15 protein-coding genes are annotated in these 15681 nt (G+C 69.2%); 5 read left to right on the top strand and 10 right to left on the bottom strand.

The window, feature by feature from the left end:
* Positions 1–108: 108 nt before the first annotated feature.
* From E5S66_RS06010 to E5S66_RS05970, 9 genes are all read right to left on the bottom strand, one after another.
* Positions 109–4548: a DEAD/DEAH box helicase gene (locus tag E5S66_RS06010; protein ID WP_425472187.1), complete on the bottom strand. Its 4440-nt coding sequence runs from the start codon at positions 4546–4548 to the stop codon at positions 109–111.
* A gap of 132 nt (positions 4549–4680) precedes the next feature.
* Positions 4681–5817 carry a cyclopropane fatty acyl phospholipid synthase gene (gene cfa, locus E5S66_RS06005; RefSeq protein WP_138348382.1) on the bottom strand — a complete coding sequence of 379 codons (1137 nt, stop codon included), beginning with the start codon at positions 5815–5817 and terminating at the stop codon, positions 4681–4683.
* Between the two features lie 39 nt (positions 5818–5856).
* Complete coding sequence (locus tag E5S66_RS06000) at positions 5857–6693, bottom strand: DUF3298 and DUF4163 domain-containing protein (RefSeq protein WP_138348381.1); 837 nt, start codon at positions 6691–6693, stop codon at positions 5857–5859.
* Between the two features lie 166 nt (positions 6694–6859).
* Positions 6860–7069 carry a cold-shock protein gene (locus tag E5S66_RS05995; protein ID WP_028839440.1) on the bottom strand — a complete coding sequence of 70 codons (210 nt, stop codon included), beginning with the start codon at positions 7067–7069 and terminating at the stop codon, positions 6860–6862.
* Between the two features lie 221 nt (positions 7070–7290).
* On the bottom strand, positions 7291–8007 hold the full coding sequence (locus E5S66_RS05990) for a pseudouridine synthase (protein WP_028839441.1): 717 nt from the start codon (positions 8005–8007) through the stop codon (positions 7291–7293).
* A gap of 30 nt (positions 8008–8037) precedes the next feature.
* A complete protein-coding gene (locus E5S66_RS05985; RefSeq protein ID WP_028839442.1) occupies positions 8038–8310 on the bottom strand; it encodes a GNAT family N-acetyltransferase in 273 nt (90 codons plus the stop codon).
* Positions 8311–8333: 23 nt separating this feature from the next.
* Positions 8334–8933, bottom strand: a complete 600-nt coding sequence (locus E5S66_RS05980; RefSeq protein WP_138348380.1) for a rhomboid family intramembrane serine protease — start codon at positions 8931–8933, stop codon at positions 8334–8336.
* Positions 8934–8936: 3 nt separating this feature from the next.
* Positions 8937–10565, bottom strand: coding sequence for a POT-type proton-dependent oligopeptide transporter (locus E5S66_RS05975; protein ID WP_138348379.1), 1629 nt, complete (start codon positions 10563–10565; stop codon positions 8937–8939).
* A 46-nt stretch (positions 10566–10611) separates the two neighbouring features.
* Positions 10612–11247, bottom strand: a complete 636-nt coding sequence (locus E5S66_RS05970; RefSeq protein WP_138348378.1) for a glutathione S-transferase family protein — start codon at positions 11245–11247, stop codon at positions 10612–10614.
* A gap of 116 nt (positions 11248–11363) precedes the next feature.
* On the opposite strand from E5S66_RS05970, the gene E5S66_RS05965 reads away from it, so the two are divergent.
* Positions 11364–13139 (top strand): M14 family metallopeptidase, encoded by a 1776-nt coding sequence (locus E5S66_RS05965; RefSeq protein WP_138348377.1) that lies wholly within the window; start codon positions 11364–11366, stop codon positions 13137–13139.
* A 4-nt stretch (positions 13140–13143) separates the two neighbouring features.
* On the opposite strand, the gene E5S66_RS05960 is transcribed toward E5S66_RS05965, so the two are convergent.
* Positions 13144–13740, bottom strand: coding sequence for a YdeI/OmpD-associated family protein (locus tag E5S66_RS05960; RefSeq protein WP_138348376.1), 597 nt, complete (start codon positions 13738–13740; stop codon positions 13144–13146).
* Positions 13741–13804: 64 nt separating this feature from the next.
* Here E5S66_RS05960 and E5S66_RS05955 point away from each other — a divergent pair, with 64 nt between their 5' ends.
* The 4 genes from E5S66_RS05955 to E5S66_RS05940 are packed head-to-tail and all read left to right on the top strand — an operon-like array spanning position 13805 to position 15593.
* A complete protein-coding gene (locus E5S66_RS05955; RefSeq protein WP_138348375.1) occupies positions 13805–14275 on the top strand; it encodes a guanyl-specific ribonuclease in 471 nt (156 codons plus the stop codon).
* A complete protein-coding gene (locus tag E5S66_RS05950) occupies positions 14272–14715 on the top strand; it encodes a barstar family protein (RefSeq protein ID WP_138348374.1) in 444 nt (147 codons plus the stop codon). The genes E5S66_RS05955 and E5S66_RS05950 overlap by 4 nt, the downstream gene beginning before the upstream one ends.
* A 9-nt stretch (positions 14716–14724) precedes the next feature.
* The gene (locus E5S66_RS05945; protein WP_138348373.1) at positions 14725–15267 is read left to right on the top strand and encodes a GNAT family N-acetyltransferase; all 543 of its coding nucleotides are present in this window, start codon (positions 14725–14727) and stop codon (positions 15265–15267) included.
* A complete protein-coding gene (locus tag E5S66_RS05940; protein ID WP_028839451.1) occupies positions 15264–15593 on the top strand; it encodes a non-heme iron oxygenase ferredoxin subunit in 330 nt (109 codons plus the stop codon). The genes E5S66_RS05945 and E5S66_RS05940 overlap by 4 nt, the downstream gene beginning before the upstream one ends.
* The last annotated feature ends 88 nt before the right edge of the window (positions 15594–15681 follow it).

Below are 15681 nucleotides of genomic sequence, written 5' to 3'. Positions count from 1 at the left end.
GCAAACGCCCGGAGGCTATGCCGGAGGGCCGGAACGGCACATGGATGTGCCGCGTCTATCCCGTAGGGACGCGATCGCCTGCTTACTTGGTCGGGGCTGAAGCCCCTCCTATATAAGCCGCGAGGATTTCGCGGGTGCGTCGGCATGCAACCCCAACGGATCCGCCATCGGCCGCGATCCCGGTGCCTGCGACGCCCCGCCCTGCACCCCCGGCTCGCGCAGCAACGCCACCTTCGCCGCGTGCGTATCGGCGGGCGCCAACCCCGGCGAAGCGCGGAACTCACCGCCCACCAACGATGCCACCGGCACGCCGTCGCGCAGCAGCAACCGCGCGCCCGGCTGGCGCGGCACCTTGTCGCCGGCCAGCAGGATACCGGCCAGATTGAGCGGGTCGCTGGCCGACACCGCGATCATCACGCCATCATGCGGACGCTTGCGGATCGCGCGCAGCGCCGCCACCGCTTCCGGCAGGGCGAACTGCTGGCAGACCACACCGGCCAGGAAGCGCCCGCCGCGGATCTCGCCCCGCGCTTCCAACCGCTGGTACTCGCGCAGCAGTTCGCGCCAGGGCGGCAGCCACGCGGCTTCGCGTTCCAGCAGCCGCCAGCAGACCACGCCGTAGCGGCGCAGCAGCACGCGGGCGACGTGTTCGATGGCGGCGGGATCCTGCGCAGCCTCCGCCGCGGGCCGCACCATCAGGCTCCACCGCCCCGCATCCGCAATCCCGGTCAACGAAGCGCGGCGACCGTTGCGCGCATAGCTGGACGGCTTCTTCGCCGCCGGCAGCAGCAGCGCGCGCAGCCCGGAGAAGCTGTCGCAGCTGGCGCGGCCACGCGCAACCAGTTCAGCCAGCGCGTTCTCCAGCTCGGTTTCCAGCAGGCGCGCGGCGTCCAGCAGTTCCTCGAAGAACAGCGCACCGCGCTGGCGCAGGCAGTCCTCCACCTTTTGCGCACGCGACGACAGCGGCGCCTCTTCGCCGCCCTGTTGGCTTGCCGCAAGGCCTGTCCAGCGGCCAAGTTCTCGACGCGGCAGCAGCACGATGGGCGCGGCGCGCACCAGCGTCGTCCCGCCCTCGCAGCCCATGCGCAAACGCGTCCAGGCGATGCGCCCGGCGCCGCACAGGTCGTCCAGCCAGGCGATGGAATAGTCCTTGACCCTGGCAAGCAGCAGCTCGCTTTCCCACGCGCCGGCGGCGGCCTCGAAGCCCTCCAGCTGCGCCAGCACGCCGGCCAGCGCATCCGGGCCCTGCACGCGCGTGGCAGGTGACAGCCGCTGCCAGTCGCACAGGAAGCGCACGTAGTCGCGCACGTCCACCGGCTCGATCTCGCGCCGCAGCCGCGCCAGGGTGTTGCGGTGGATGCGCGCCAGCAGCAGCCGTTCGCACCACTCGTCGCAGGCGGCACCGGGACGGAAGCGGCCGCGCATGGCGTAGCCCTCCTGTTCCAGCGCCATCAGCGCGAAAGCGACCTCATCCGCTGGCACCGTCAGGATGGCGGCGAGCGCCTGCGCGGTGGTGACCCCCGATGCGGACAGCCGGCTGCGCACCAGTTCGCGCAGGGCATCCTCGCGCGACCAGTCCGCGGCATGGCTGGCGGGGACCGCGACATCCGGTGCGACGGCAGCGCCAAGATGCAGCGCGCGCAGCTGCGGCAGGCGTTCGGTGGCGGTCCACAGCCCTGCCCCGGCGCCCAGCACGGTGGCGCGCGCTTCATTCGCCAGCTGCCGCAGCAGCGGCGTCCAGCCCGAGGCCTCCGCTTCGCTGGTTGCCAACGCACCCAGCGCCATCAGCGCGTCGTGCATTTCATCAACGCTGCCGGCCAGCGGCCAGGCGTCCTCGGCCACTGCGTCGATCGCGGCGGGATCGAGCCTGCCGAGGTCGCCGGCTTGGCCGGCCCCGCCGCGGCCGCGCGCAACCACCGCCTGGGTGCGGCGCTCTTCCAGCGGGGCGTCGTCGAGGAAGGCGTAGGGCCGCGCGCTCAGCACCTCGGCGGTGAACGGCGATGGCCCGGTCAGGTCGCGCGCGGTCACCTGCACTTCGCCCGACTCCAGCCCGCGCAGCAGCGCCAGCCAGCCGTCCACGTCCATCGCCTCGAACAGACAGTCCTGCAGGGTCTGCGCCACCAGCGGGTGGTCGGGCACCTCGCGCTCGCCGACGATGTTCTCCAGGCACGCCACCTGGTCGGGGAACACCGTCGCCATCAGGTCTTCCGACTTCATCCGCTGCAGCTGCGGTGGCACCTTCCTGCCGCCAGTGAATCGCGGCAGCGCCAGCGCGGTGGTGGCATTCCAGCGGAAGCGCGCCGGGAACAGCGGCGCGTCCAGCAGCGCCTGCACCAGCACGTCCCGGGCGCTGGTCGAATGCAGGTAGCTGATCACCTCGATCAGCGGGAAGCTGTGGCTGGTGGACAGCGACAGGATGATCGCGTCCTCGGTGGCCGCCGCCTGCAGTTCGAAGTTGAACTTGCGGCAGAAGCGCTTGCGCAGGGCCAGTCCCCAGGCCTTGTTGAGCCGGCTGCCGTAGGGAGAATGGATCACCAGCTGGGTGCCACCGGATTCGTCGAAGAAGCGCTCCAACGCGATGTGTTTCTGCGTCGGCAGCATGCCGAAGCCCGCCAGCTGCGCCGCGGCGTAGGCGACGATCTGCGCGGCGGCGGATTCGCCCAGCGCCAGTTCGTCGCGCAACCAGCGCAGCGTCGCGGCTTCGCCCTCGTGCCCGAGCTTCTCCTGCAGCAATTCGCGCAGGCGCGACACGCTGGCCGAGAGCTCGATGCTGCGCCCCGGCGCCTCGCCCAGCCAGAACGGGATGCTGGGCGGCTGGCCCTGCGCATCTTCCACCCGCACCCGCCCGCTCTCCACGCGCAGGATCCGGTAGCTGGCGTTGCCGAGCTGGAACACGTCGCCAGCGATGCTTTCGATGGCGAAGTCTTCGTTGACCGTGCCGATGGTGATGGCCTGCGGCTCCAGCACCACCGCGTAGTCGCCGACGTCGGGAATGGTGCCGCCGGACTGCGTCGCGGTCAGGCGCGCGCCCTTGCGCCCGCGCAGCTTGCGGTGCACGGCGTCGCGATGCAGGTAGCTGGCGCGCTGGCCATAGCGGGTGGAAAAGCCCTCCGCCAGCATCTTCAGCAGGCCATCGAACCCCTCCCGCGGCAGCGACGCATACGGCCATGCCCGCCGCACCAGCGCGAACAGTTCGTCCTCGTCCCATTCGCGCGCCGCCACCTCGGCCACGATCTGCTGCGCCAGCACGTCGCGCGGCGCCGGCGGCATGATCAGCGCGTCCAGCTCACCGCGGCGCACTGCGTCCAGCAGCGCCGCGCATTCCATCAGCTCGTCGCGGGTGGTGGCGAACAGGCGCCCCTTGGGCACGCCGCCGACCTGGTGGCCGGCACGCCCAACCCGCTGCAGGAAGGCGGCGATGCTGCGCGGCGACCCGATCTGGCAAACCAGCTCGACATCGCCGATATCGATGCCCAGCTCCAGCGAGGCAGTCGCCACCAACACCTTCAGCCCGCCGCGCTTGAGCCGCTGCTCGGCATCCAGCCGCAGCTCCTTGGCCAGCGAACCGTGGTGCGCGGCCACGTGCTCCTTGCCCAGCAACTCGCCCAGGTGGCGGGCCGCGCGCTCCGCCATCCGGCGGGTATTGACGAATACCAGCGTGGTCGCGTGCTGCTCCACCAGCTCGGCGATGCGCGCGTACACCAGCTCCCACTGGGCGTTCGACATCACCGCTTCCAGCGGTACCGGCGGCAGTTCCAGCGCAAGATCGCGCTGGCGCGCGTGGCCGATATCGACGATGGCGCAAGAAAGGGGGTCAGGTTCACTTTCCACCGAAGTGGACCCGCCGGTCACGACGGCATCTTCGGAAAGTGAACCTGACCCCCTTTCTCCCCCAGCCAGGAACTTCGCCACCCCCTCGATCGGCTTCTGCGTCGCCGACAGCCCGACGCGCGTGGCCCGCCGCCCGGTCAGCGCGTCCAACCGCTCCAGCGACAGCGCCAGGTGGCTGCCGCGCTTGTTCTGCACCAGCGCGTGGATTTCGTCGACGATCACCGTGCGCACGCCGGCCAGCATCGCCCGCCCGGACTCCGAGCCCAGCAGCACGTACAGCGATTCCGGGGTGGTGGCGAGGATGTGCGGCGGGCGCTTGCGATGCAGGGCGCGCTCGGACTGCGGCGTGTCGCCGGTGCGCACCGCCGTGCGGATGGCGACGTCCGGCAGGCCCAGCGCCGCCAGCTCGGCGCGGATGCCCTCCAGCGGCGCGTCCAGGTTGATGTGGATGTCGTTGGACAGCGCCTTCAGCGGCGAGACGTACAACACCAGGGTGGCATCCGGCAGCCCCTGCGACAGGCCTTCCCGCACCAGCGCGTCGATCGCGGTGAGGAAGGCGGTCAGGGTCTTGCCCGAGCCGGTGGGCGCAGCCACCAGGGTGTCGCGGCCGGCGGCAATGGCCGGCCAGGCCGCGATCTGCGCCTGCGTGGGCGCCGGAAACGCGTGCGCGAACCAGCCGGCGACAGCTGGATGGAGGCCGCCCAGGGCTGCATGCAGCGGCACTTGCTCAGGCATGCCGGCATTATCCGTCGCCCCGGGAGGCGCAGGATGAATGGCGTGCTGAAAGGCGAAGCGGATCTGCGCGTTCACCCGCGCAGGCTGCGGCGCGTGTGTCTCACCGGCTGCGACTCAGCGGATCTCCTGCAGTCCGCCCGGCACCCCGCGCGGTGACAGCAGCAGCTGCCAGAGCTGGTTGCGGCGCACCCGGAAGCTGGCCATCGATGCCGCCAGGTAGAACCGCCACATGCGCCGGAAGCGCGCGTCGTAACGCGGCGGCAGCCGCTCCCAGGCGCTCTCGATATTGGCCCGCCATGCCTGCAGGGTGCGGTCGTAGTCGGGGCCGAAGCCGTGCCAGTCCTCGACCACGAAGCGCCCCTCCAGCGCCGCGGCGATTTGCGCGGCGGAGGGGATCATCGAATTGGGGAAAATGTAGCGGGCGATCCACGGGTCGGTATGGCTGGTCGAGGTATTGCTGCCGATGCAGTGCAGCAGCGCCAGCCCGCCGTGCTCTCCTGCCGGGTCGAGGCTGCGCCGGGCCACGTCGAAAAAGGTGGCGTAATTGCGCGCACCGACGTGCTCGAACATGCCGATGGACAGCACCCGGTCGAACGCGTTTGGCTCGATATGGCGGTAATCCTGCAGCCGGATCTCCACCGGCAGGCCCGCGCACAGCTCGCGTGCATAGGCCGCCTGCTCGGCGGAGATGGTCACCCCCACTCCCTGCACGCCGTAGCGTTCGGCCGCGAATTTCAGCGCCTCGCCCCAGCCGCAGCCGATGTCCAGCAGGCGCTGCCCCGGGCGCAGCCGCAGCTTGCGGCAGACCAGGTCGAGCTTGGCTTCCTGCGCGGCGTCGAGATCCTGCGCATCGCGCCAGTAGCCGCAGCTGTAGATCAACCGCTTGCCGAGCATGGCGGCGTAGAGGTCGTTGCCCAGATCGTAGTGGCGCCGGCCGACCTCGCGGCTGCGGCGCTCCGCCTGCAGATTGAGCAGCCGCGCGCGAAGGCCGTCAGCCAGGCTGGCCAGGCCGTGCACGCGCTCGTCGAGCTGCGCCGCCAACAGCCGGGCCAGCATGCCATCCAGCGACGCCACGTCCCACCAGCCGTCCATCCACGTCTCGCCCAGCCCAAGCGAGCCCTGCGCCAGCACCCGGGAATAAAAGCGCTGGTCGTGGATTGCCGGGTCGCATTCGCCGCCGCCATCCGGATGGATATCGGCGCCGGCCAGCAGCGCGGCCACGCGGTCTCGGAGCGGATGGATCGCAGGCATGTTCGCCTCCGACCGCCAGCTTAGCGCAGCCCGGTGAGGTCAGCCCTGACGGAACAGCGGACGATATTCGGAGGCCACCAGCGGCAGCAGCACCCGCGCCGGCACGTCGACGGTGACGGTGCCCTCCACGTACGGGGCGACCTGGTACGGCGGAAACACGAAGCGCAGCGCGCGGATGCTGCCATCGGCGTTCATCACCGGCTCGAAGCGGGCGAAATTCGCCGCCGACGGCGCGGTGCCGTCATCGATCATCCGACTGCGCAGCGACATCTGCCCGGCACGGGCGTCGCCCTCCAGCGCCTCCTCATCCAGCGATGCCGACAGCCCGGTCATCAGCTGCTCGCGCACGTAGGCGGAAACCGGCGTCCAGCCGTCGGCGGCGGGGATCAGCTGCTCCGCCGCCAGCATCTGCTGCAGCTGCGGCAGCCACACGAAGCGCTCTACCAGCGGGGCGCCGTGCGCGCCCCCGGTGTAGGTACTGCCGTCGGCGGCCACCGCCACCACCCGCGGGGTCGCAACCACCATGCTGAACTGCAGGCTGAGGTCGTACGGCGCGCGCGGTTTCGCCCCCTTGAGTCCGGCGACGGCCTGCATCAATTCGGCCCGCGCCGCCTCCGCATAGGCATGCAGCGCCTGCGCCAACGGCGGGTAGGCAGCAGCCTGCGACGGGTAGCTGATGCCGACGATGTAGCCCGGCGTGGTCTCGATGACGTCCTTCAATGCCGGCGGCGCGGCGGGCACGGCAGGCGTGGCGGCATGTCCCGGTGCAGGCGCGGCAGCGGCAGGCGGCGTATCGCCGTGGTTGCAGCCCGCCAGCAGGACCAGCAGCATGGCGAAGACCGCGGCGCGTGAACTCGGACGAAGGGAATCGCTCATGGCGGAACAGGGGATTGGAGAAGTGGCCGGGGGACCGCACGCATAGTTTGGCATGCACGCCGCAGGCATCCCTCACCGGGCCTTGCCCGCCCGCATTTTTTCAAAGCCCCGGAAACGACAAAGCCCGGCCGAAGCCGGGCTTTGCGTGCGCCAAGGCGCAGGCGAATTACTCCGCCTGCACTTCGTCGGCCTGCAGGCCCTTCTGGCCCTGCACGACCTTGAAGGAGACCTTCTGGCCTTCCTGCAGGGACTTGAAGCCGTTGCCCTGGATCGAGCGGAAGTGGACGAAAACGTCCGGGCCGCTTTCCGGGGTGATGAAGCCGAAGCCCTTGGCGTCGTTGAACCACTTGACGGTGCCGGTCTGACGATCAGACATGTTGTTACTCCATTGAACAGTTGGTCATGGAAACACGGCTGGCGATACCGGCCGCGACTGTCGAGCAAGGGGTAACGCACACGATGAGCGGATCACGACGGATCTACCACATCGGGTCACGATGTACCGTGATCCCGCTTGAAACAGTGGGCGAACCTTAACCTGTTTTTGACGGCAATGGGGCATTCCCGCGAAGATTTTTTTCGGCCAGTCGCGAATGCTTACCAGTCGGCGTGATCGGGCAGCAAACCGCGCAACTCGGGGTCGGTGAGGTTCCGCCATTGGCCAGGCTTCAGGTGCCCCAGCTTGACGTTGCCGATCCGCGCCCGGTGCAGTTGCTTGACCCGGTAGCCGAAGTGGGCGGCCATCAGCCGGATCTGCCGGTTCAGGCCCTGGGTGAGCACGATGCGGAAGCCGAATCGGCCCAGCCGGCCGGTCTTGCAGGGCAGCGTCGCCTCGCCGTGCACCGGCACCCCGCCGCGGGCCATGGCGCGCAGGAAATCGTCGGTGACCGCGTTGTTCACCGCCACCAGGTATTCCTTCTCCAGCTTGTTCTCGGCGCGCAGGATGCGGTTGACGATGTCGCCGTTGCTGGTCAGCAGGATCAGGCCTTCGGAATCCTTGTCCAGCCGGCCGATCGGGAAGATCCGCTGCTCGTGGCCGACGAACTCGACGATATTGCCCTTGACCGCCTCGTCGGTGGTGCAGGTGATGCCCACCGGCTTGTTCAGCGCGATGTAGATGTGCCGGCGCTTGCCCTTGGCGGCCACGCGGGCGGCCAGTGGATTGCCGTCGATACGAACTTCGTCGTCCTCCCCGACTTCGGCGCCAATGCGGGCGCGGATGCCGTTCACGGTGACGCGACCCTCGGCGATCAGGCGGTCGGCCTCGCGGCGGGAGCAGTGGCCGGTATCGGCGATGTGTCGGTTGAGGCGCATGGGGCGGGCATTCTACCCGCCTCTGGCTGCTCAGGCGCGCAGCGCGTCGAATTCCGGATGTCGGCGCATCCAGGTGTCGGCGTAGGAGCACTGCGGATCAACCTTCAGCCCGGCATCGCGGGCATAGGCCAACGCCGCCCGCACCAGCTCGCTGGCAATCCCGCGGCCACCGATTTCGGGCGGCACGATGGTGTGGGTGATGGTCAGGCGGCCTTCGTTCTCGATGTAGTCGAGGCGTGCGGCGTGGCCTTCGGCCTGGGTGACGAACCGCTGTTCGGGGACTTCGTGGAGGATCTCGGTCATGGCTGTTCTCCGTGTTTGCGGGCCTATCCCAGCAGGCTGCGCGTGAAGTGGCCGGCAACGCCGGGCCGCAGCAGCAGGGTGAACAGCACGCCGTAGGCCGCGCCCCACAGGTGCGCGCTGTGGTTGACGTTGCCGCCGCCGCGCCGGTCCATCCAGATGCTGTAGCCCACGTACAGGACCGCGAACAGGAAGGCCGGGATCGGCAGCGGGATCGGGAAGATGATCAGCTTCGACCACGGATCGAACAGGATCGCCGCGAACAGCACCGCCGCCACCCCGCCGGAGGCACCGAGGCTGCGGTAGTTCGGGTCGCGCTGGTGCTTCATGTAGGTGGGCAGGATCGAGACCACGATCGCCGACAGGTAGAACAGCAGGTAGCCGAGCGGCGAAATCCATTCGGAAAACACCCGCTCCACCTGCATGCCGAACGACCACAGGGTGATCATGTTGAACAGCAGGTGGGTCCAGTCGGCGTGGATGAAGCCGTAACCCAGCAGGCGGTCGTACTGGCGGCTGCGGGTGACCGCCGGCGGCCACAGGATCAGCCGGCCCAGCAGGCGCTGGTCGTTGAAGGCGCGCCAGCTGACCAGCACGGTGACGGCGATGATGGCGAGGGTGAACATGGCTCAGGCCGCCCGGTAGTTGTCCTGCATCGGATAGGTGCGCGCGTAGGCGGCGAAGGCCAGCGCGGCCACGAACGCGAACGCGGCGAAGAAGAACATCAGCACCGCGTTCTCGCTGTAGCCGGTGGCGGCGATTTTCGCCGTGACCACGTCGTTGCGCACCGCGGCGTTGGTGAGCAGCACCCACAGGCTGCCGAAGGTGCTGGTGAGGTACCAGAACGCCATGATCACGCCCTTCATCGCCACCGTGGCCTGGCTGTAGGCGAATTCCAGCGCGGTGGCCGAGACCAGCACCTCGCCGAAGGTCAGCAGCAGGTAGGGCCAGGTCTGCAGCGCCAGCGAGGTCTGCGCGCCGCTGTCGATCTGCAGCTGGATCAGGCCCGCGATGATCCACGCGACGCCGGAGAATGCGATGCCCCAGCCCATCCGCCGCAGCGGGGTGGGCTCGAAGCCGATCCGGCGCAGCGCCGGGTACAGCAGCATGTTGTTGAACGGGATCAGCAGCATGATCAGCAGCGGATTCAGCGCCTGCATCTGCCCTGCTTCCTTGACCAGCCAGCTGGGCCACCACCAGGCTTCGTGCGGCACGGTCATCGCCTTGCCCTGGATCACCCAGGTGCTGGCCTTCTGGTCGAACAGCGACCAGAACGGGGTGGTCAGGGCGAACACGATCAGGATCCGCAGCACCGCGCGCACGCCGTCCACCGCCGCATCCGGATGCAGGCCGCGCGCACGCTCCAGCTGCATCGACACGCCGATCCCGCCGAATGCGATCAGCGCGCCCAGCGCCAGGCAGGCGGTGATGACGAAGTGGAAGTCGGCCGGCCAATACGGCACCGAGATGCCGAACGCCGCCTGCAGCGCCCAGCAGGCCAGCATCGCCAGCGCCAACAGCACGCCGAAGCCGGCCACCAGCAGGCCGGCCCTGCCCTGCCCCGGCGCCTGCGCCAGCAGCGCGCTGCGCGCGACGTTGAAGAAGGAATGCGGGTCCTCGCCGCGGGTGGGCGGCACCCGCACGTACTGCTTGCGGCCCAGCCAGAAGATGAAGGTGGCGATGAACATCAGCACGCCGGGGATGCCGAACGCCACCGCCGGGCCGAAGTTGCGCAGGAACAGCGGCATCAGCAGCGAGGCGAAGAAGCTGCCGAAGTTGATCGTCCAGTAGAAGCCATCGAACGCCAGCTTGGCCAGGTGCTTGTTGGCCTGGGTGAACTGGTCGCCGCAGAAACTGACCACCAGCGGCTTGATCCCGCCGCTGCCCAGCGCGATCAGGAACAGGCCGGTGTAGAAGCCGTTGCGGCTGTCCTCGAACAGCGCCAGGCAGGCATGGCCGGCGCAGTAGATCAGCGAGAACCACAGCACCGTGTTGTATTTGCCGAACCAGCGGTCGGACAGCCAGCCGCCCAGCAGCGGGAAGAAGTACACGCCGATGACGAAGCTGTGGAACACGTCCTTGGCGACGCCCTGCCGCTCCGCCTCCGGCACGTAGGCCAGGATCACGCTGCTGACCAGGAACTGCACCAGGATGTTGCGCATCCCGTAGAAGCTGAAGCGCTCGCACGCCTCGTTGCCGATGATGAAAGGGATCTGCCGGGGCAGGCGTGCGGTCGGTGTGGCCGTCGTCTGGCTCATGCGGGGCTCTTTGCTTGAAGTGCGGGAAGCCTAACCGATGCGCGGCTTACGCCCATTCGGTCAGGCCTTCGCGTTCGTACAGGGTCTTGAAGCTGGGGCGCGCCTTCATCCGCCGCGCCAATGCCGCCAGTGCCGGCACGTCGGTCGCGGGCGACGGCGAATTGCGCGACCAGCGCATCAGCATCACCAGGTAGAAGTCCGCCACGCAGGGCGCCGTGCCCAGCAGGTACGGCCCGTGCGCCTGCAGATGGGCACCGATCCGCTGCCAGTGCGCGCCCAGCCGGCGCGCGCAGTGGGCATGCACCGCTTCGGCATTGGCCTCGCCGGCCACTTCGCCCGGATACCACCACTGCCGCAGCAGCGGTTGCACCTCGTTGGCAAGGTCGAACATCCACTGCAGGAAATCCAGCCGCTGCGGATCGCCGACAGCCGGCATCAGTCCCGCCTGCGGATGGGTTTCCGCCAGCCACAGCGCCAGCGCCGCCGCCTCGTGCTGCGGCCTGCCGTCGATCACCAGCGTCGGCACCACGCCATTCGGATTCAGCGCCAGATACTCGGGCGCCTTCTGCGCGCGACTGGAAAAATCCACCAGCCGCAGCTCGTGCGGCACCTCCAGTTCCAGTAGCAGCCAATGCACGAGGAAGCTGGCGGAACCGGGGGCGTAGTAGAGCGTGGCGGACATGGCGGGGATCCGATGGAATGAAGCCTTCATCTTCGCACGCCGTCCACCACGACTTCCGGCAGGCAACGCGCGGAGTGCGCTGGGCTACCATCGCCCGGCTCACCCGGAGATCCACGATGCGCCGCCACCTGCTCGCCCTTGCCCTGCTCTTCATCGCCACGTCCGCCGCGCCTGACTTGCACGCGGCCAAGCCCGACCTGGCCACCGTGGCCGAGCGCAGCGGCTACCGGCAGACCGGTCGCTACGACGAGGTGATCGCGCTGTGCGACGCCTACCAGCAGGCCTATCCGCAGGCGGTGCGCTGTTTCGACTTCGGCACCAGCCCGCAGGGCCGGCCGATGAAGGCGCTGGCGGTGTCCACCCGCGGCGCGCTGACGCCCGAGGACGCGCGCGCGCAGAACCTGCCGGTGGTGCTGGCGCAGGGCGGCATCCACGCCGGCGAGATCGACGGCAAGGATGCAGGCTTCGGATTGCTGCGCGACCTGCTGCGCGGCAAGGCGGGCAAGGGCCTGCTGGACAAGACCGTGCTGCTGTTCGTGCCGGTGTTCAACGTCGACGGGCACGAAAACTTCAGGGCCTGGAACCGCCCCAACCAGCGCGGGCCAGAGCAGATGGGCTTCCGCACCACTGCCCAGCGCTACAACCTCAACCGCGATTACGTGAAGGCCGACGCGCCGGAAATGCGCGCGATGCTGGCGCTGGTCAACGCCTGGGACCCGCTGGTGGCGCTGGACCTGCACGTCACCGACGGCGCCAAGTTCCGCCATGACATCTCCATCACCGGCGAGCCGATCAACTCCGGCGACCAGGCGCTGCGCGCAGCCGGGCGCGGTTTCCGCGACGGCATCATCGAGAAGCTGAAGCAGCGCGGCTCGCTGCCGGTGGCGTTCTATCCCAGCTTCGAGGAAGAAGACGATCCGACCTCGGGCTTTGTCGACGGCGTCAGCACGCCGCGCTTCTCGCACGGCTATTTCCCGCTGCGCAACCGCGTCGGCATCCTGGTGGAAACCCATTCCTGGCAGCCCTATCCCAACCGCGTGCGCGCCACCTACAACAGCGTGCTGGCCACGCTGGAGCTGGCCGCCGAACACGGTCCGCAGTGGCGGCAGCTGGAACTGGAGGCCGATGCCCGCGCCGCCGCGCTGGGCGGCCAGCCGGTAGCGCTGGACTACGCCACCACCGATGCCAAGCGCTTCATCGAGTTCCTGGGCTACGCCTATACCCGCACGCCGTCGGAGATCTCCGGCGCCAGCATGACCCGCTACGACGAGCGCACCCCGCAGCTGTGGATGCTGCCGCTGCGCGACACCGTCGTACCCGGTCGCAGCTTGCCGGCGCCGAAGGGCGGCTACGTGGTGCCGCCGGAATACGCCGCGCAGGTGGGCGAGCAGCTGCGGGTGCACGGCATCGACTTTCGCACCCTCGACGCCGCGATGCCGCAGGCCGCGGTGGAAGCCTTCGATGCCGACAGCGTGAAGTTCTCAGCCACGTCCGTGGAAGGCCACCAGCGCGCCACCGTGGCCGGCGCCTGGAAGCCGGCCACGGCCGACCTTGCCGCCGGCGCGCTGTTCGTGCCCATCGCGCAGCCGAAGGCACGCCTGCTGATGGCGATCCTGGAGCCGCTGGCGCCGGATTCGATGGTCGCTTGGGGGGCGTTCAACAACAGCTTCGAACAGAAGGAATACATGGAGGCTTACGTGGCCGAGGAGCAGGCCAGGCTGATGCTGGCGCGCGACCCGGCGCTGAAGGCCGAGTTCGAGAAGAAGCTGAAGGATGACCCGGAGTTCGCCGGCAATCCCCGCGCGCGGCTGGACTTCTTCTACCGCCGCCACCCGGCCTGGGACGCGGGCTACAACCGCTACCCGGTGCTGCGCACCGACGTGGCGCCGTGAGGGGCTAGCAGGCCTCGTATTTCCAGTTGCGGCGCTTGCCTTCGGCCATCCATGCGATGGCCTGCGCCAGGCGCCTGGCGCGGGTGTCCTCGCGCCTGGCCTCGACGATCCATTCGATGTATTCGCGCCGGCACCCCGGCGGGAAGGCGGCGAAAGTCGCTTGCGCCGCATTGTTGTTCTTCAGCGCGGCGGCGAGATCTTCGGGTGTTTCCGACGGCGGTTTCGGCGCGGCCTTGCGTGCGGGGGATTTCACCCCGGCTTCGTTGAGCCGCATCGCCTTGCGCAGGTGCATCAGCAGGGTCTTGTCCGGCGGCAGGTCCTGCAGCGAGGTCATCTTGCCGTAGCTGCCCATGCCGTCGCGCGGCTCGCCTTCGCCCACCACCAGCGCGTGCTTCCAGAACCCGAACGAGGCGTGCTGCTTGAACGCCGCCATCCCGCACAGGATGCCGCCGGCATGGCTGAAGCTTGGCATGCCCCATTTGATCGATTCCTCGACCCCTGGACAGGCCGCGTGCACCAGCTCGCGCACATGCCGCAGGATCGGCTGCGCGAACGGTGCGGCGTGTTCGATGTAGGCGTCGATGCGGGGATCGCGGGCCATGCGCTTGCCTGCCTGGGAAGTCCGCGCCATTCTGCACCCACCCTTCCATCGGCGACACGCGCCCATGCGGCTACGCAATCCGATCGTCTGGTTGTTGCTGGCCATCGCGCTTGCAGCAGGCTGGCAGCAGTGGCGCTCGCGGCAGCAAGCACCGGCGGCGACGCACGATTTTCCTGCCGCGCATGCGCCCGCGCTGCCAACGGCAGTCGGCGCAACAACCAGCGCGGATTCGTCTGCCAGCAACAACCCGGCGCTGCCCGCGTTCCTGCCACCGGAAGCCCGCGCCACCCTCGGCCTGATCCAGCGTGGCGGGCCCTACCCGTACCGGCAGGACGGTCAGGTCTTCGGCAACCGCGAAGGCCTGCTGCCGCGCCAGCCGCGCGGCTGGTACCGCGAATACACCGTCGATACCCCCGGCCTGCGCCACCGCGGCGCGCGCCGCATCGTCACCGGCGGCAACCCGCCGCGCGAGTGGTACTACAGCGACGACCACTACCGCAGCTTCCGCAGCTTCAGCGCCGGGATGCAGCCATGACCGGCCTCGCCCAGATGCTGGAGGACCCCCGGCAGGCCGGGGTGTACTTCGTCCTCGACGAGGACATCGCCCTGCTCGACATCGCCTGCGGGGGCGCCGGCCTGCACACGCTGCGCATCGACCTGCAGGGCTGCGACGGCAAGGAGGCTTTGCTGCAGCGGCTGGCCGAGCGGCTGGCCACGCCGGCCGGCCAGGGCCGCAACTGGGATGCGCTCAGCGACCAGCTGCGCGACCTGTCGTGGTGGCCGGCCTCCGGCTACGCCCTGCTGCTGCCGCACGCGTCGGCATTGCGCGATGCCGACGCAACCAGCTTCGAAACCCTGCTGGACATCCTCGATGAAGCCAGCGTGGACTGGCAGGCCCGCGACATCCCGTTCTGGGCGTTCCTGGCCCTGCCCGACCGCGAGCTTGCGGATGAACCGGAGCCGCCCGCACGCTAGCATGTGCGGATGCAGACACCCGCCTTCCGCAACGCCACGCCCGCCGACATCGACACCATCGTCGCCCTGGTGACCTCCGCCTACCGCGGCGATTCAAGCCGCGCGGGCTGGACCACCGAAGCCGACCTGCTGGACGGCAACCGCATCGACCCGGAGGTGCTGCGCACCGACTTGGCGCGGCCGCGCAGCCGCGTGTTGCTGGCCGAGGCCGACGACGGGCTGCAGGCCTGCGCACACGTGGCCGACGAGGACGGCGCCGGCTATTTCGGCATGTTCGCGGTGCGCCCCGGGCTGCAGGGCGGCGGCCTTGGCAAGCGCTTGCTGGCCGAGTGCGAACGCATCGCCCGCGACGAATGGGGGCTGCCGGTGATGCGCATGACCGTGATCGACGTCCGCGACGAGCTGATCGCCTACTACGAGCGCCGGGGCTACCGCCGCACCGGCGAGCTCAAGCCGTTCCCCTACGGCGACACCCGCTTCGGCCAGCCCAAACGCGACGACCTGCGCTTCGAAGTGCTGGAAAAACCCCTGCACGCGGAGGCGACGGCATGAGCGAGACCTGGACCTTTGTGTGCACCACCGCCGAGCTGCTCCCGGGGGAAATGAAGGTGGCCTTCGATGAGGTCACCGGCACCCCGATCGCGGTGTTCAACCTCGACGGCATGTTCTACGCGCTGGAGGACCAGTGCACGCACGAGGATTTCGAGCTGTCGGCTGGACATTTCGACGCCGCCTCCGGCCAGGTGGAGTGCGTCCTGCACGGCGCGAAGTTCGACGTTCGTGAAGGGACCGCGCTGTGCGCGCCGGCCTACGAACCGGTGGCGAAGTTCCCGGTGAAGGTGGAAGACGGCGCGGTGTTCACGCGCGACGACCGCTGACCGCGGCGCAGCTTCCCCTTCCTCCGTTCACAGCCGCCAGCTGGAGAACCTGCCGGAAAGGCAGCCCGGACGCTGCTGGAAGGGGTTT

This window comes from Thermomonas fusca (assembly GCF_005862345.1).
GTDB lineage: Bacteria > Pseudomonadota > Gammaproteobacteria > Xanthomonadales > Xanthomonadaceae > Thermomonas > Thermomonas fusca.
The sequence above is the reverse complement of the archived record's forward strand: the minus strand, read 5'-3'. Positions and strand labels throughout refer to the sequence as shown.